Source organism: Acetatifactor muris (assembly GCF_024623325.1).
Lineage (GTDB): Bacteria > Bacillota > Clostridia > Lachnospirales > Lachnospiraceae > Acetatifactor > Acetatifactor muris.
Genome location: NZ_JANJZD010000011.1, coordinates 103,607 through 120,441, shown reverse-complemented (window position 1 = coordinate 120,441; position 16,835 = coordinate 103,607). Strand labels below are relative to the sequence as shown.

Sequence of the window (16,835 nt, the reverse complement as noted above, 5' to 3'; positions counted from 1 at the left end):
GAGAATTGGGAGACAACAGAAGTTGTCGTTTGAACCTAGGAGGTAGAATAATGAAACATGGCAAGAAATATGTTGAGGCTGCAAAGCTGGTAGACCGCACTGCAGTCTATGAGCCCGGTGATGCGATCGCTCTGGTGAAGAAGACTGCAACGGCAAAATTTGACGAAACTGTTGAAGTACACATCAGAACCGGCTGTGACGGACGTCATGCAGAACAGCAGATCCGAGGTGCGGTGGTACTTCCCAACGGTACAGGTAAAACCGTGAAGGTACTGGTATTTGCAAAGGGTGACAAGGTGAACGAGGCGGAAGCGGCCGGTGCTGATTATGTGGGCGGAGAAGAGTTGATTCCCAGAATTCAGAAGGACGGCTGGCTGGACTTTGACGTGGTGGTAGCGACCCCTGACATGATGGGTGTTGTAGGCCGTCTCGGTAAGGTGCTGGGTCCCAAGGGACTGATGCCGAACCCGAAGGCAGGCACGGTTACCATGGATGTGACGAAGGCAGTGAAGGACATTAAAGCAGGTAAGATCGAGTACAGGCTTGACAAGACCAATATCATTCATGTTCCGGTAGGTAAGGCTTCCTTTACGGACGAAGCACTGCAGGAGAACTTTAATGCATTGATGGATGCCATTACAAAGGCAAGACCCAGTGCGGTAAAGGGACAGTTCCTGAAGAGCATTACGTTGACCAGTACCATGGGCCCCGGCGTGAAGGTGAATGTTGCGAAGTTCTAAAGCAATCGTTCAGCGAGCTGTTTGAACTGTCATAAAAAGCAAAAAGAAATAATACAGTCACAAAGGGATTGACTTTTGAAAATGACTGTGTTATTGTTATAAAATCAGGCCGAAGACAGTAGGTGTGCGGAAAGGTTTTATTGTCCGGGCGTAAATCCTACCGAGGAGAAGAATGAGCCGGGTACCAGAGGAAAATGCAGAACTATTTACATCCGGGTATCGGGGCATACATTTGATGATTCATCCTTTCGAAGCGGAGGGGAGAATTTTCCGAAGGCTTGTCCGGAGGAGAGCTCCCGACTGTATCGGAAGGATTTTTACTTAAATGTACTTCTTTATCGGCATTAAAATCTATAAGGAGGTAGAAAAATGGCAAAGGTTGAATTAAAGAAACCTATTGTAGACGAGATTTCTGCAAATATCAAAGATGCGCAGTCTGTGGTTCTGGTTGATTATCGCGGACTTACTGTCGAGCAGGATACAAAGCTTCGTAAGAATCTGCGCGAGGCGGGAATTACCTACAAGGTGTACAAGAATACCTTTATGAACTTTGCGTTCAAGGGTACAGAGTTTGAAAGTCTGGCCCCTTACCTGGAAGGTCCCAGCGCAGTGGCTATTTCCACTGAGGATGCCACGGCTCCTGCCAGAGTGCTTTCCGAGTTCGCGAAGACAGCAGACAAGCTGGAGATCAAGGCCGGCGTAGTGGAAGGTACACTGTATGATGCCAAGGGAATGGCGACAATTGCCAGCATTCCGTCCAGGGAAGTGCTTATTTCCAAGTTGCTTGGCAGTCTGCAGAGCCCTGTTACCAATTTCGCCCGTGTGCTGAATCAGCTGGCGGAAAAAGGCGGCGCTTCCGCATGTGCAGCGCCTGCACCCGAAGCGGCTCCTGCTGAACAGGCATAAGCTGCATGAGGAAAGTAATTTAGAATTTAAAAAACAATAAAAAATGGAGGATACTAAAAATGGCTAAGTTAACAGCTCAGGAACTGATCGAAGCGATCAAAGAGATGACCGTATTAGAGTTAAATGAACTTGTAAAGGCTTGCGAAGAAGAGTTTGGTGTATCTGCAGCAGCAGGTGTTGTGGTTGCAGCAGCCGGCCCCGCAGTGGAAGAGGAAGAGAAGACTGAATTCGACGTTGAACTGACCGAAATCGGCGCAGAGAAGGTTAAGGTAATCAAGGTGGTACGTGAGATTACCGGTCTGGGCCTGAAGGAGGCAAAGGATGCCGTTGAGAGCGCACCGAAGATTGTAAAGGAAGGCGTTTCCAAGGAAGAAGCCGAAGAAGTGAAGAAGAAACTGGAAGAGGTAGGCGCAAAGGCTACTCTGAAATAAGAAGCGGTGTATTGAAAAGGCAGTTCCGAGAGAGAAAAAGGACTGCCTTTTTCGTATTTTATGTCTGATTTCCCTGAATTCTGCGAACAAATTTCCTAAGATTTCCTAAAATCAACTTGACCCGGTTTTCGATTTGTGATATTATGGATAGTGCACTATTGTGCGATGCACTCGTATGAAAATGCTGTGTATTGTATGAAAGTGATAATGTACTGATGCACGGGAAGGTCTGCCTTGTGGAGCAGAATGTTTTTTTGCGCTGTTTCCTGGCATCGGTTGGTTTTTTACGTCCGATTGCATCAGGCATAATAGAAAGAAGAACGGGGTGAAATGTCAATGGAGAAAAACAGAATACGTCCAGTTGCCGGCACCAGAGTTATGCGTATGAGTTATGCGCAGCAAAAAGAGGTTCTGGAAATGCCAGATCTGCTCGAAGTTCAGAAGGATTCCTACCAGTGGTTTCTGGATGAAGGACTGAAGGAAGCTTTCGATGATATCTCTCCTATCGCTGATTACAGCGGCTCTTTGAGTCTTGAATTTGTAGACTTTGAACTGAGCAGGAATGATGTGAAGTATTCGATTGAAGAATGCAAGGAGAGAGATGCGACTTATGCGGCGCCTTTGACGGTAACGGTTCGGCTCTATAATAAAGAAAAAGAAGAAATCAGTGAACATAAGATTTTCATGGGTGACCTTCCCCTGATGACAGAGACCGGTACTTTCGTAATCAATGGCGCAGAACGTGTCATTGTAAGTCAGCTGGTCCGTTCCCCCGGCATTTACTATGCCATTGGACATGACAAAATCGGAAAAAGGCTGTATTCCTGTACTGTAATCCCCAATCGCGGCGCATGGCTGGAATATGAAACTGACTCCAACGATGTGTTTTATGTGCGTGTGGACAGAACGCGTAAGGTGCCGGTGACGGTACTGATCCGCGCGCTGGGCATCGGCACCAATGACGAGATCCGGGAAGTGTTTGGAGACGAGCCCAAAATAGAGGCAAGCTTTGCCAAGGATACTGCCGAGAATTATCAGGAGGGTCTGCTGGAGCTGTACAAGAAGATTCGGCCCGGCGAACCTTTGAGCGTGGAAAGTGCGGAAAGTCTGATTAACGCCATGTTTTTTGACCCACGCAGATATGATCTGGCAAAGGTGGGCAGGTATAAGTTCAATAAGAAGCTGTCCTTCAGGAACAGAATCAAGGACCAGATTCTGGCGGCTGATGTGGTGGACCCGTCCACAGGAGAAATTCTGGCGGCAGCCGGCGATAAGGTAACTCTGGAGCTGGCGGACAACATTCAGAATGCGGCTGTTCCTTTTGTGTACATTCAGACAGAGGAGAAGAATGTAAAGGTTCTGTCTAACATGATGGTGGAACTTACCAGCTTTGTGGACTGTAATCCCAGAGATTTCGGCATTAAGGAGAAAGTTTATTACCCTGTGCTGGCGCAGATTCTGGAGGAATATGCGTCAGATGCGGAGAAGCTTGCGGAAGCCATTCGCAAAAATGTTCACGAACTGGTGCCGAAGCATATTACCAAAGAGGATATCATTGCTTCCATCAACTACAATATGCATCTGGAATATGGCCTGGGGAACGATGATGACATCGATCATCTGGGCAACAGAAGAATTCGCTCGGTGGGTGAATTGCTTCAGAATCAGTATCGGATTGGTCTGTCCAGAATGGAACGTGTGGTGCGCGAGCGAATGACTACCCATGATGCGGACGAAATCTCACCTCAGTCTCTGATCAATATCAAGCCTGTAACGGCTGCTGTGAAGGAATTCTTCGGTTCCTCCCAGCTGTCACAGTTTATGGACCAGAATAATCCTCTGGCTGAGCTGACGAACAAGAGACGTCTGTCTGCGCTGGGCCCCGGCGGTCTGTCCAGAGACCGGGCCGGATTCGAAGTGCGTGACGTACATTATTCCCACTATGGCAGAATGTGCCCTATTGAGACCCCTGAAGGTCCCAATATCGGTTTGATTAATTATCTTGCAAGCTATGCGAGAATCAATGAATATGGTTTTATAGAAGCGCCTTACAGAAAGGTGGACAAAGCTGACCCCAGGAATCCCAGGGTTACGGATGAAGTGGTCTATATGACTGCGGATGAGGAAGACAATTATCATGTGGCGCAGGCAAGTGAGGCGCTGGATGAGGAAGGACATTTTGTGAGGAACAGTGTTTCCGGGCGCTACAGAGATGAGACTTCCGAATATCCCCGTTCCATGTTCGACTACATGGACGTGTCTCCGAGAATGGTTTTCTCAGTGGCAACTGCATTGATTCCTTTCCTGCAGAATGATGATGCAAACCGTGCGCTGATGGGGTCCAACATGCAGAGACAGGCAGTTCCGCTGCTGAAGACGGAAGCGCCGGTGGTGGGTACCGGGATGGAACCCAAGGCGGCGGTGGACTCCGGTGTCTGTGTGGTGGCGAAGAAGGCGGGAACCATCGATTATGTGTCCTCCGCATTAATCAGAATGACCTGTGACGATGGAGAGAAGATGGAGTTCCATCTGACCAAATTTTCCAGGAGCAATCAGTCCAACTGTTATAATCAGAAGCCCATTGTATACAAGGGCGACCATGTGGAGGCAGGACAGGTGATTGCGGATGGTCCGTCCACAGCCATGGGCGAGCTGGCGCTGGGCAAGAATCCTCTGATTGGCTTCATGACCTGGGAAGGCTACAATTACGAGGATGCCGTACTGCTCAGCGAGCGTCTGGTGCAGGATGATGTATACACATCTGTGCATATAGAGGAATATGAGGCGGAGGCCCGGGATACAAAGCTGGGACCCGAAGAGATTACCAGGGATGTGCCCGGCGTGGGTGATGATGCCCTGAAGGATCTGGATGAAAGGGGAATTATCCGTATCGGGGCGGAAGTGCGTGCCGGCGATATTCTGGTAGGAAAGGTAACGCCGAAGGGAGAGACTGAGCTTACCGCGGAAGAACGTCTGCTGAGAGCTATCTTCGGAGAGAAGGCCAGAGAAGTCAGAGACACCTCGCTGAAGGTGCCTCACGGAGAATATGGTATTGTAGTGGATGCAAAGGTATTCACCAGGGAGAACAGCGACGAGCTTTCACCCGGTGTGAATCAGGCCGTCCGTATTTATATTGCACAGAAGAGGAAGCTTTCTGTGGGCGACAAGATGGCAGGCCGTCACGGCAACAAGGGTGTGGTGTCCCGCGTACTTCCCGTGGAAGATATGCCTTATCTGCCCAACGGCCGTCCGCTGGATATCGTGCTGAACCCTCTGGGTGTGCCTTCCCGTATGAACATCGGGCAGGTGCTGGAGATTCACCTGTCACTGGCAGCCAGGGCGCTGGGCTTTAATGTGGCAACCCCTATTTTCGACGGGGCGAACGAAAATGATATAATGGATACTCTGGATCTGGCAAATGATTATGTCAATCTGGAGTGGGAAGAATTTGAAGAGAAACATAAGGATGAGCTGCGTCCCGAGGTGATGGAGTATTTGTCTGACAACAGGGACCACAGAGAATTGTGGAAGGGCGTGCAGATTTCCAGGGACGGAAAGGTGCGTCTGCGCGATGGCAGAACCGGTGAGTATTTTGACAGTCCCGTAACCATCGGACACATGCATTATCTGAAGCTGCATCATCTGGTGGATGACAAGATTCACGCGCGTTCCACGGGACCGTACTCCCTGGTGACCCAGCAGCCGCTGGGCGGAAAGGCACAGTTCGGCGGCCAGCGTTTCGGTGAGATGGAAGTGTGGGCGCTGGAGGCTTACGGCGCATCTTACACGCTGCAGGAAATCCTCACGGTGAAATCCGATGATGTGGTGGGACGTGTGAAGACTTACGAGGCGATTATCAAGGGAGACAATATTCCCGAGCCCGGTATTCCCGAATCCTTTAAGGTGCTGCTCAAGGAATTGCAGGCGCTGGGACTTGACGTGCGGGTTCTTCGCGAAGATCATACAGAAGTCGAAATCATGGAAGCCATTGACTATGGTGATACAGATTATCGCTATGAGATGGGTTCCGACCGCAAGTATGATGATTATAATGATGACTCACTGGGTGAGATGGGATATCAGGCCCAGGAGTTTGATGATGAGAGCGGTGAACTGATCAGTGCCGAGGACGGTGAGGAAGAAGGTTTTGACGACGAGGAATACGAGTCGGATTTAGACTCCGAAGAATTTGATGGCGATGAAGAATTCTGAGAATAGAAGGGAGTGCCATTCATGTCAGAAACAAAGAATGAAACAACAGCATACCAGCCTATGACCTTTGATGCGATTAAAATCGGTCTGGCTTCCCCGGATAAGATTCGCGAGTGGTCCCACGGTGAAGTATTAAAGCCGGAAACAATTAATTACAGGACACTGAAGCCGGAGAGAGAAGGATTGTTCTGTGAGAAAATCTTCGGTCCCAGCAAGGATTGGGAGTGTCATTGCGGCAAATATAAGAAAATCAGATATAAGGGCGTTGTCTGTGACAGATGTGGTGTGGAAGTGACCAAATCCAGCGTGCGGAGAGAACGTATGGGACATATTGAGCTGGCCGCTCCGGTATCTCATATCTGGTATTTTAAGGGAATCCCCAGCCGGATGGGACTGATTCTGGATTTGTCCCCCCGAGTACTGGAGAAAGTGCTTTATTTTGCCTCCTATATCGTGCTGGATCCCGGTGAGACCGGTCTGGACTACAAGCAGATTCTGTCCGAAAAAGAGTATCAGGATGCCCGTGAAATGTACGGGAATAAATTCCGGGTAGGCATGGGAGCCGAGGCGGTGAAGGAACTGCTGCAGGCCATTGAGCTGGATACGGAAGCGGAAGAGCTGAAGACGGGGCTGAAGGAGTCTTCCGGTCAGAAGCGTGCACGTATTATCAAAAGACTGGAAGTAATAGAGGCATTCCGTGAGTCCGGCAATATGCCTGACTGGATGATTATGGATGTGATTCCGGTTATTCCTCCCGACATTCGTCCCATGGTACAGCTGGACGGAGGACGTTTTGCCACATCGGATCTGAATGATCTGTACAGAAGAATTATCAACAGAAACAATCGTCTGAAGAGACTGCTGGAACTGGGCGCTCCGGATATCATTGTGCGCAATGAGAAAAGAATGCTGCAGGAAGCGGTGGATGCACTGATTGACAACGGCAGAAGAGGCCGTCCCGTCACAGGACCGGGTAACCGTGCGCTGAAGTCTCTCTCGGATATGCTGAAAGGTAAATCCGGACGTTTCCGTCAGAACCTGTTGGGAAAACGTGTGGACTATTCCGGCCGTTCGGTTATCGTGGTGGGCCCGGAGCTGAAGATCTATCAGTGTGGTCTGCCGAAAGAAATGGCCATAGAGCTGTTCAAACCTTTTGTGATGAAAGAACTGGTGGCAAAGGGAATCAGCCAGAATATTAAAAATGCCAAGAAACTGGTAGATAAAATGGACACTCAGGTATGGGATGTGCTGGAAGAGGTAATTAAGGAACATCCGGTTATGCTGAACCGTGCTCCCACTCTGCACAGACTGGGAATTCAGGCCTTTGAGCCGATTCTGGTGGAAGGCAAGGCGATCAAGCTGCATCCGCTGGTGTGTACTGCTTTTAACGCGGACTTTGACGGGGACCAGATGGCAGTGCATCTTCCCCTTTCCGTGGAGGCACAGGCGGAATGCCGTTTCCTGCTGCTGTCGCCCAATAACCTGCTGAAGCCTTCGGACGGAGGTCCGGTGGCCGTTCCCTCTCAGGATATGGTGCTGGGAATCTATTATCTGACACAGGAGAGACCGGGTGCCCTGGGCGAAGGGAAATTCTATAAGAGTGTGAATGAAGCCATTCTGGCCTATGAGAATAAATATTGTACGCTGCATTCCAGGATTACTGTGCGGATGTCCAGGAAAAATGCAGAGGGTGAAGTAATTACCGGAAATGTGGAATCCACGCTGGGACGGTTTATCTTCAATGAGATTCTTCCGCAGGATCTGGGGTTTGTGGACAGAAAAGACCCGCAGAACTTCCTGAAGCTGGAAGTAGATTTCCATGTGGATAAAAAGGGACTGAAGCAGATTCTGGAGAAGGTAATCAATACCCATGGGGCATCCAAAACGGCGGAGGTTCTGGATGATGTGAAATCCATCGGCTATAAATATTCCACCCAGGCAGCCATGACGGTGTCCATTTCTGATATGACAGTGCCGTCCAGAAAGCCTCAGATGCTGGAGGAAGCCCAGGCTACTGTGGATAAGATTTCCACCAACTTCCGGAGAGGTCTGATTACGGAGGAAGAAAGATATCGTGCCGTGGTGGAGACCTGGAATGAGACGGATAAGGAACTGACGGAAGTTCTGCTTTCGGGACTGGATAAATATAATAACATTTTCATGATGGCCGATTCCGGCGCCCGCGGTTCCAATCAGCAGATTAAGCAGCTGGCGGGAATGCGTGGTCTGATGGCCGATACTACGGGACGGACCATCGAACTGCCGATTAAATCCAATTTCCGTGAGGGATTGGACGTGCTGGAGTATTTTATGTCTGCACATGGCGCCCGCAAGGGTCTGTCTGATACGGCACTTCGTACGGCTGACTCCGGTTACCTGACCAGACGAATGGTGGATGTGTCTCAGGAGCTGAGTATCCGTGAAGTGGACTGCAGCGAGGAGAGAGCGGAAATCCCCGGAATGACAGTGAAAGCCTTTATGGACGGCAAGGAGACCATAGAGGGATTAAAAGACAGAATCACGGGCAGATATACCTGTGAGGACATTTATGATAAGGATGGAGAGCTCATCGTAAAGCGTAATCATATGATTACTCCCAGCCGTGCCGCTCGAATTCTGAGCACAGGGGTCAACGGAAAGGGTGAGCCTGTTGAAGCAATCAAAATTCGTACCATTCTGACCTGCCGCTCTCATGTGGGCATCTGCGCAAAATGCTATGGCGCCAATATGGCCACAGGTGAAGCTGTGCAGGTAGGCGAGGCAGTGGGTATTATTGCGGCACAGTCCATCGGAGAGCCCGGTACCCAGCTGACCATGAGAACCTTCCATACCGGCGGTGTGGCAGGTGACGATATCACGCAGGGTCTTCCCCGTGTGGAGGAGCTTTTCGAGGCGAGAAAGCCGAAGGGCCTTGCCATTATCGCTGAATTCGGCGGTAAGGCGGAGCTGCGGGATACCAAGAAAAAGCGTGAAGTGGTTATCAGCAATGAGGAGACAGGCGAGTCAAAGGCCTACCTGATTCCCTATGGCTCCAGAATCAAGGTGTTGGACGGACAGGTGCTGGAGGCCGGAGATGAGCTGACGGAAGGCAGTGTAAATCCACACGATCTGCTGAAAATCAAGGGAATCCGTTCTGTCCAGGATTATATGCTTCGGGAGGTTCAGAGAGTATACCGTCTGCAGGGTGTGGATATCGCGGATAAGCATATCGAAGTGATTGTGCGTCAGATGCTGAAGAAAGTGCGAATCGAGAACAGCGGTGATACGGACTTCCTGCCGGGTACACTGGTTGACTTCCTGGAATATGAAGATATGAATGAGATGCTGACCGCAGAAGGAAAGGAGCCTGCGGAAGGAAAGCAGGTACTTCTGGGAATTACAAAGGCTGCGCTTGCCACCAATTCCTTCCTGTCAGCGGCATCTTTCCAGGAGACCACAAAGGTTTTGACGGAAGCTGCCATTAAAGGTAAGATAGATAACCTCATTGGTCTGAAGGAAAATGTTATTATCGGTAAACTGATTCCCGTGGGAACCGGTATGAAGAGATACCGCAGTACCAGACTGAATACGGATGAGGTGGAGACCATTTCCTTTGACGAGGGCAATATGGAGGACGAAATCAGCTTCGAAGAAGATATAAAATCTGAAGAGACGGAAGATATGGAAGTATTTGACGAATTTGAAGAAATCGAAGAAGCGGAAGAAGACTTCAATGATGCAGAAGTGTCCGGGGATGAGGACCAGGCTGTGGAAACTGTTCTGATGGCGGAGGATATGGTATAAAACGTCTGAATGTAGCTGCAGTTCAGCCATGCGGGGAACGGGAAGGTAAAATCTCAGGGACTGCATGGCTGAAATGCCAGGATGAGATGAAGTGGAGAATTTATATGAAGATTCTTGTGACGGGAGTGAATGGCCAGCTGGGTCATGATGTGATGAATGAACTGGAAAAGCGCGGAATTTCGGCAGTGGGAGTGGATATTCAGGAGATGGATATCACGGATGCGGATAGCGTGGACAGTGTAATCAGGGAGAATGCCCCGGATGCGGTGATTCACTGTGCGGCGTACACAGCGGTGGATGCAGCTGAGGAAAATGAGGAGCTCTGCCGGAAAGTAAATGTGGACGGTCCCCGGAATATTGCAAGTGTCTGTAAGGCGCTGGACATCAGGATGGTGCAGATCAGTACGGATTATGTGTTCAGCGGTGCGGGAGACCATTTCTGGCAGCCGGAAGATGCCTGCGCTCCTCAGAGTGTGTATGGATGGACCAAATACGAAGGGGAGCTTGCAGTCAGAAACATTCTGGATAAATATTTTATTGTCCGGATTGCCTGGGCGTTCGGCGTCAACGGCAAAAACTTTGTCAGGACCATGCTGAAGCTGGCGCAGAATCATGACACCATTCGTGTGGTGAACGACCAGTATGGGTCGCCCACTTATACCTATGATCTGGCCAGACTGCTGGTGGATATGGTGCAGACTGAAAAATACGGCATTTACCATGCCACAAATGAAGGAATCTGCTCCTGGTATGAGTTTGCCTGTGCCATTTTTAAGGAGGCAGATGTATCGGTAAATGTGATACCTGTGACTACCGAAGAATATGGTGCAAAGGCGAAACGTCCGGCCAACAGCCGCATGAATAACGATAAGCTGACAGAGATGGGCTTTGAAAAGCTCCCTTGCTGGCAGGATGCGCTGGCGAGATATATTGAAATCCTGAAAAAAGAGGGATAAGAAGATCCCGGAATTCATTGAGCAATATGGCAATGTTTTCCGGGATTTTGACTTGCAGACTCAGAATGCCGGATTTGAACTGTGAAGTATCTGCCGCCGGTCAGGGAGTGAATGACAGCTTTATTATGAAAAAACAGATATTTTGGAAAGTCTGCTTGAAAGTTGCGGTCAGATAGTTTATGATAGAGGAAAATCAAAATAAAGGAAAGGAATATGAGATGAGCGATACTTATGTGGAATGCCTGGTAAAGGCAAAACCCTCCTGGATAGGGAAATTTTTTAAAATGCTGTTGATCATGCTGACTGTGGTGTTTGTGTTGGCGATATTTGTCCTCCCGCCTCTGATGATGTTCGCATTTATCGGTGCGATTATTACCGGCGTGGGGGCTTATTTTGTCAATCTTTTCACGGATCTGGAGTATGAGTACCTCTATCTGGACAGAGAGCTGGTGGTGGACAAGGTCATGGCGAAGACAAGGAGAAAGAGAGTGGCCACCTATCAGCTGGACAGAGTGGAAATTCTGGCTCCTTTCAAAAGTTATCATCTGGACAATTATAGAAATCGCAATGTAAACAAGACAAAGGACTACAGTATAGGCGAGGAACTGCAGCCTGACAGACGGTTTATCATGTACTATGAAGGCGGCGAGAAGATTATTCTGAGCCCTTCCGAAGAAATGATAAAAGTGATGAAAAATGTTGCACCCCGGAAAGTTTTTGCTGATTAAAAGGCGGGGGCATTGGCATTGTTGCGAAGACAGCGGAACTAAAATCAGCAGTCTTTCGGAACAATGCCTGGAAGAATTTACGGACACAAGGCGGCCGGGAATTCTTCCCTGAGGAGGCATTGTTGCGAAGACAGCGGAACTAAAATCAGGAGGAAATAGAATGGGACAGATTATTGGCGAAGGTATAACTTTTGATGATGTGCTTCTGGTACCCGGGTATTCGGAGGTGGTGCCCAATCAGGTGGATCTGACAACCTGGCTGACAAAGAAAATCAAACTGAATATTCCGATGATGAGTGCCGGAATGGACACGGTGACGGAACACAGGATGGCCATTGCCATGGCGCGGCAGGGCGGTATCGGTATCATTCATAAAAATATGTCCATTGAAGCCCAGGCCGAAGAAGTGGACAAGGTGAAACGCTCTGAGAACGGTGTCATTACGGATCCTTTTTCTCTGACGCCCGAGCATACACTGGGGGATGCAGACGCTTTGATGGCGAAGTTCCGCATTTCCGGTGTGCCGGTTACTGAGGGGAGGAAGCTGGTGGGTATTATCACCAACCGGGATTTGAAGTTTGAGACGGATTTCACGAAGAAGATTAAGGAATCCATGACCAGCGAGGGTCTGATTACAGCTCCGGAGGGCATCACTCTGGAGGAGGCAAAGCGGATTCTGGCCAAGGCCAGAAAGGAAAAACTTCCCATAGTCGACAAAGATTTTAATCTGAAAGGCCTGATTACCATTAAAGATATCGAGAAGGCCATCAAGTATCCTCTGGCAGCAAAGGACGGGCAGGGAAGGCTGCTCTGCGGCGCAGGAGTGGGGATTACAGCTAATGTGCTGGAGCGTGTGGCAGCGTTGGTAGATGCAAAAGTGGATGTCATAGTGCTTGACAGTGCACATGGACATTCCCGGAATGTATTGAACTGTCTGAAAATGATCAAGGAAAAGTATCCTGACCTGCAGGTGATCGCAGGAAATGTGGCTACCGGACAGGCCGCGAAAGATTTGATTGAAAGCGGCGCAGATGCGGTTAAGGTAGGCATTGGCCCCGGCTCTATCTGTACCACTCGTGTGGTGGCAGGCATTGGTGTGCCCCAGATTACAGCTATCATGAACTGTTATGAAGTGGCGAAGGAATACGGGGTGCCCATTATTGCAGACGGCGGAATCAAATATTCCGGAGACATCACAAAGGCAATTGCCGCAGGCGGGAATGTATGTATGATGGGCAGTATGTTTGCCGGCTGTGAGGAGAGCCCTGGAGATTATGAATTGTTCCAGGGGAGAAAATACAAGGTGTACCGCGGTATGGGTTCCATTGCGGCCATGGAGAATGGCAGCAAGGACCGTTATTTCCAGGAGAACGCCAGAAAGCTTGTTCCCGAGGGTGTGGAGGGACGTGTGGCATACAAAGGAGATGTGGAAGATACAGTATTCCAGCTGCTGGGCGGCTTGAGATCCGGTATGGGCTACTGTGGAGCGCACAATATCCAGGAGTTGAAGGATAACGGAAGGTTTGTGAAGATTTCCGCGGCATCCCTGAAGGAAAGCCATCCTCATGATATTCATATCACAAAGGAAGCGCCGAACTACAGTGTGGATGAGTAAAGAGAAGAGAATATACAGTGAATGCCGCACCCGGATGGTATCCCGGGGCGGCATTTCCTTTATTCCCGCGAGCAACGAGCCAAGTGGCTGCTTGCAGCGGGGTCTTTGATTATGCCAGTTTTTGAAGCTTTTCACTATGTTCCATAATAACATTTTTCATGACCTCGTTGTCGGCCTGCAGTGCTTCATATCCTTCCACGGAATCTTTATACCTGTGAAAAGTAGAAGTGTAGCAGTCCGTAATGGTGTTCAATTGAGGCATTATTACATTTTCCTGGAACATTTTTATCTGGTGTATTTCTGCGTGCAGTTCAAAATCAAGAGCCTGAAGTTCTGTGTGCAGTTCAGAACCAAGAGCCTGAAGTTCTGTGTGCAGTTCAGAACCAAGAGCCTGAAGTTCTGCGTGCAGTTCAGAATCAAGAGCCTGAAGTTCTGTGTGCAGTTCAGAACCAAGAGCCTGAAGTTCTGTGTGCAGTTCAGAACCGAGAGCCTGAAGTTTTGTCTGTAGTTCGCTTCTCAAGGTTTGTATCTCATTTTTTATCGGTTGTATCTCCGCTTTCAACTTTACATCTAATATCTGTGAAATTGCCAGCAGATCTTCATTCGTTAATGCCATAATGATTTCCCTCCTTTCAAAGACTGCTCTCATCATACCACAGAAAGGAGGGATTGTCACGACTCAGTTTTCAAAAATCCTGTGATTTCGATTGATTTCGTCTGATTTTTCAAATTGCTGCCGGCAGGCTGAAAATTACCTGAAGGGAGTCAGTATGGGCCTGGGAGGGGGAATGGGGGAAGAGAAAGTGTAAAATTTTTGTAAAAAGGGCCAAAAGCCGTTCAAAAGCGGCTTCGGGCCCTTGCTTTTGTACATTGCTGACCTTGACTCTTCAAAAAGAACATTTTATAATAACATAAATGTTTACAGGCAGGAAGAACAATGGATGGTGAACGTACAAGAGAGGCACTGAATTCAAACGGACAGGGGCGGATATCTGCAGGCAAAAGAAATTTCCTGATTGGCGGCATATGTTTTCTGCTGCTCGCCGTGTCAGGGGTATTTTTGGTATATGAGAATGGCAGAGTATACAGAGAATGCTATGTGGAAGCAGGCGTGGAAGTGACGGTCCGGGATTTTTTGAGGGAGCCGGAGGAAGAAGCGTATTTTACGGAAGACAGTGACGAAATCGACATCACGGTTCCAGGTGAGTATCATGTCAGAATCAGGGCGGGATATTTTACACATAAAAGTACTTTGTACATAACGGATACCATAGCGCCCCAGGGAGAACCGGTTAAAGTAAATCTGGAGCTGGGACAGGAGTGTGGGGCAGATGCTTTTGTATCGGATATCAGGGATGCGACAAATGTGGAAGCATCCTTTGGTGTACAGCCTGATTTCACCGTACCTGGAAAGCAGAGTATAGAGGTACTGCTGACAGATTTGGGAGGGAATCAGACGACGATTGTCTCGGAGCTTTTTGTCTCGCAGGTGGTTTCTGAGCTGACAGTGGAAGCTGGCAGTGAACCGCCGACGCTGGGGGACTTTGTGCTGGCGGGAGAAGAAGCGGAATTCAAGACAGATATAGGCAGTTATGACTACACTGTGCCCGCAGACCGGATGGTCAGGTTGCAGGTGGATGGTGTTGATTACAAAGCTGAAATGCATATTGTGGATACGATTCCACCTGAGGTGGAGCTTCAGGATGTCCATGATTTTACCTTGCTTCCCAAAGAACCGGAGGATTTTATTCTTTCAGTTGAGGATGTGACAGCGGTGACGGCGAAGTTTGTAAAGGCGCCGGACCTGTCCGGCGCAGGTGAGCAGACAGTGGAAATCAGTGTGACGGATGCCGGCGGAAACGAAACGGTGAAAACGGCAAAATTAACGCTGGAAAAGGATGTGGAACCGCCGGTGATAAGCGGTGTGACTGACTTAAGCGTGCTGGCAGGCGGTTCTGTCGCTTATAAGAAGAACGTGACAGTTACGGATAATTGTCCGGAAGGTCTGACTCTTACCGTGGATAACAGTGAGGTGAATCTCAGCGTGGAAGGAACGTATCCGATCACTTATATTGCAAAAGATTTCGCGGGAAATGAGACAAGGGTTACGGCGCAGATTACGGTCAGACCCAGAGTGTATGATGAAAGAGAAGTGTATGTGCTGGCAGATAATGTACTGGCTGAGATATTTACGGAAGATATGACGCCGGAGCAGAAGCTGGAGGCAATCTACAGTTATAATCAGTCCCATATCGCATATGTCAATCATTCTGAAAGAGATAACTGGGTGCGGGCGGCTTACGAAGGGCTGGCGGAGGGCAGGGGTGACTGTTATGTCTATGCGTGCACAGCCAAGGCATTGCTGATCAGAGCAGGGATTACCAACATGGATATTGCAAAGATTCCCACGAGATCCAATCACTATTGGAATCTGGTGGATGTAGGGTATGGCTGGTATCATTTTGATACAACACCAAGAGCTAAGGATCATCCCCATATCTGTATGTGGACAGAGGCTCAGCTGATGGAATACTCGGCAGCGCACAGTAATTCTCATAATTATGACCATAGCTTATATCCGGAGGTTAACTGATGAGAACGCTGGGGATACTGGGCGGTCTTGGACCCATGGCAACCGCATATTTTCTGCAGCTTCTGACACAGATGAGCGATGCGCGGACAGATCAGGAACATATGGAAATCCTGCTTTACAGCAAGCCGTCCATCCCGGACCGGACAGACTACATTACAGGGAAAAGTGAGATAAGCCCGGTGGAAGATATGGTTATGGCAGGGAAAAAGCTGAGGGAAATGGGAGCTGATATCCTTGCGATTCCCTGTATTACTGCACATTTTTTTCATCAGGAGCTGGAGAGGCGAATCGGATTTCCCATAATTCATGCCATAGAGGAAACGGCTTTTTACCTGGAGGAAGAAAAGGTGTCCCGGGCGGGGATACTGGCCACTGACGGAACCATTCAGAGTGGGTTATTCCAGAAGGCATTGAAGCAGCGGGGGATTTGTCCGATGATACCGGATGCCGAAAGCCAGAAGGGAATCATGGAGATTATCTATCAGGAAATAAAAGCGGGGAAAGAGGTAAATATGCCTCTTTTTTACCAGATAGCTGAGAATCTGTTCGACCAGGGGGCAGAAGTGATTTTGCTGGCATGTACGGAACTTTCTCTGATTAAAAGAGATCACAGTCTGCCGGCGGGCTGTCTGGATGTGATGGAAGTGCTGGCGCGGAAGGCTGTGCAGAGCTGTAACCGGGTGCGGGAAGAATATGCGCGGCTGATTGTAAGAGGGTGAGGAGCCGCAGGCACCGGGAGAGCAGGGGCCAGAAGCATTCAGTCTCAGAAGTGCGCAGACAATAAAAAAGAAGCAGAAAAGGAAGCAGGCAGAAGAACACGGGGAAATGGAAACGCGCGGACAATAAAGCGTAAGGGAAGGAAGAGAGAGAA

Annotated in this window: 11 protein-coding genes; 10 read left to right on the top strand and 1 reads right to left on the bottom strand. The window is 49.1% G+C overall.

Annotation, left to right across the window (positions count from 1 at the left end):
* Positions 1-50: 50 nt before the first annotated feature.
* The 8 genes from rplA (at position 51) to guaB (ending at position 13,371) form a co-directional block, all read left to right on the top strand.
* Positions 51-740, top strand: coding sequence for a 50S ribosomal protein L1 (rplA, locus tag NSB25_RS12380; RefSeq protein WP_103239924.1), 690 nt, complete (start codon positions 51-53; stop codon positions 738-740).
* A 369-nt stretch (positions 741-1,109) separates the two neighbouring features.
* A complete protein-coding gene (gene rplJ, locus NSB25_RS12375; RefSeq protein ID WP_103239925.1) occupies positions 1,110-1,646 on the top strand; it encodes a 50S ribosomal protein L10 in 537 nt (178 codons plus the stop codon).
* A gap of 59 nt (positions 1,647-1,705) precedes the next feature.
* On the top strand, positions 1,706-2,077 hold the full coding sequence (gene rplL, locus NSB25_RS12370; RefSeq protein ID WP_103239926.1) for a 50S ribosomal protein L7/L12: 372 nt from the start codon (positions 1,706-1,708) through the stop codon (positions 2,075-2,077).
* 336 nt (positions 2,078-2,413) lie between these two features.
* Complete coding sequence (rpoB, locus tag NSB25_RS12365; RefSeq protein WP_103240012.1) at positions 2,414-6,289, top strand: DNA-directed RNA polymerase subunit beta; 3,876 nt, start codon at positions 2,414-2,416, stop codon at positions 6,287-6,289.
* 21 nt (positions 6,290-6,310) lie between these two features.
* A complete protein-coding gene (rpoC, locus tag NSB25_RS12360) occupies positions 6,311-10,072 on the top strand; it encodes a DNA-directed RNA polymerase subunit beta' (protein ID WP_103239927.1) in 3,762 nt (1,253 codons plus the stop codon).
* A gap of 104 nt (positions 10,073-10,176) precedes the next feature.
* The gene (gene rfbD, locus NSB25_RS12355; RefSeq protein WP_103239928.1) at positions 10,177-11,028 is read left to right on the top strand and encodes a dTDP-4-dehydrorhamnose reductase; all 852 of its coding nucleotides are present in this window, start codon (positions 10,177-10,179) and stop codon (positions 11,026-11,028) included.
* Between the two features lie 218 nt (positions 11,029-11,246).
* Positions 11,247-11,756 carry a DUF6106 family protein gene (locus tag NSB25_RS12350; protein ID WP_103240013.1) on the top strand — a complete coding sequence of 170 codons (510 nt, stop codon included), beginning with the start codon at positions 11,247-11,249 and terminating at the stop codon, positions 11,754-11,756.
* A 160-nt stretch (positions 11,757-11,916) separates the two neighbouring features.
* On the top strand, positions 11,917-13,371 hold the full coding sequence (gene guaB / locus NSB25_RS12345; protein WP_103239929.1) for an IMP dehydrogenase: 1,455 nt from the start codon (positions 11,917-11,919) through the stop codon (positions 13,369-13,371).
* Between the two features lie 109 nt (positions 13,372-13,480).
* Here guaB and NSB25_RS12340 read toward each other — a convergent pair whose 3' ends face one another.
* The gene (locus NSB25_RS12340) at positions 13,481-13,987 is read right to left on the bottom strand and encodes a hypothetical protein (protein WP_103239930.1); all 507 of its coding nucleotides are present in this window, start codon (positions 13,985-13,987) and stop codon (positions 13,481-13,483) included.
* Positions 13,988-14,308: 321 nt separating this feature from the next.
* On the opposite strand from NSB25_RS12340, the gene NSB25_RS12335 reads away from it, so the two are divergent.
* On the top strand, positions 14,309-15,964 hold the full coding sequence (locus NSB25_RS12335; RefSeq protein WP_103239931.1) for a transglutaminase domain-containing protein: 1,656 nt from the start codon (positions 14,309-14,311) through the stop codon (positions 15,962-15,964).
* A complete protein-coding gene (gene cuyB, locus NSB25_RS12330) occupies positions 15,964-16,683 on the top strand; it encodes a cysteate racemase (protein WP_103239932.1) in 720 nt (239 codons plus the stop codon). Before NSB25_RS12335 ends, cuyB begins: the two co-directional genes overlap by 1 nt.
* Positions 16,684-16,835 lie beyond the last annotated feature (152 nt).

What these genes read in the sequence shown, in the direction of transcription:
- NSB25_RS12350 (WP_103240013.1), top strand. Translation starts at nt 11,247, where the DNA reads ATGAGCGATACTTATGTGGAATGCCTGGTAAAGGCAAAACCCTCCTGG.
- NSB25_RS12335 (WP_103239931.1), top strand. Translation starts at nt 14,309, where the DNA reads ATGGATGGTGAACGTACAAGAGAGGCACTGAATTCAAACGGACAGGGG.
- cuyB (WP_103239932.1), top strand. Translation starts at nt 15,964, where the DNA reads ATGAGAACGCTGGGGATACTGGGCGGTCTTGGACCCATGGCAACCGCA.
- NSB25_RS12340 (WP_103239930.1), bottom strand. Translation starts at nt 13,987, where the DNA reads ATGGCATTAACGAATGAAGATCTGCTGGCAATTTCACAGATATTAGAT.
- rplJ (WP_103239925.1), top strand. Translation starts at nt 1,110, where the DNA reads ATGGCAAAGGTTGAATTAAAGAAACCTATTGTAGACGAGATTTCTGCA.
- rpoB (WP_103240012.1), top strand. Translation starts at nt 2,414, where the DNA reads ATGGAGAAAAACAGAATACGTCCAGTTGCCGGCACCAGAGTTATGCGT.
- guaB (WP_103239929.1), top strand. Translation starts at nt 11,917, where the DNA reads ATGGGACAGATTATTGGCGAAGGTATAACTTTTGATGATGTGCTTCTG.
- rfbD (WP_103239928.1), top strand. Translation starts at nt 10,177, where the DNA reads ATGAAGATTCTTGTGACGGGAGTGAATGGCCAGCTGGGTCATGATGTG.
- rpoC (WP_103239927.1), top strand. Translation starts at nt 6,311, where the DNA reads ATGTCAGAAACAAAGAATGAAACAACAGCATACCAGCCTATGACCTTT.
- rplL (WP_103239926.1), top strand. Translation starts at nt 1,706, where the DNA reads ATGGCTAAGTTAACAGCTCAGGAACTGATCGAAGCGATCAAAGAGATG.
- rplA (WP_103239924.1), top strand. Translation starts at nt 51, where the DNA reads ATGAAACATGGCAAGAAATATGTTGAGGCTGCAAAGCTGGTAGACCGC.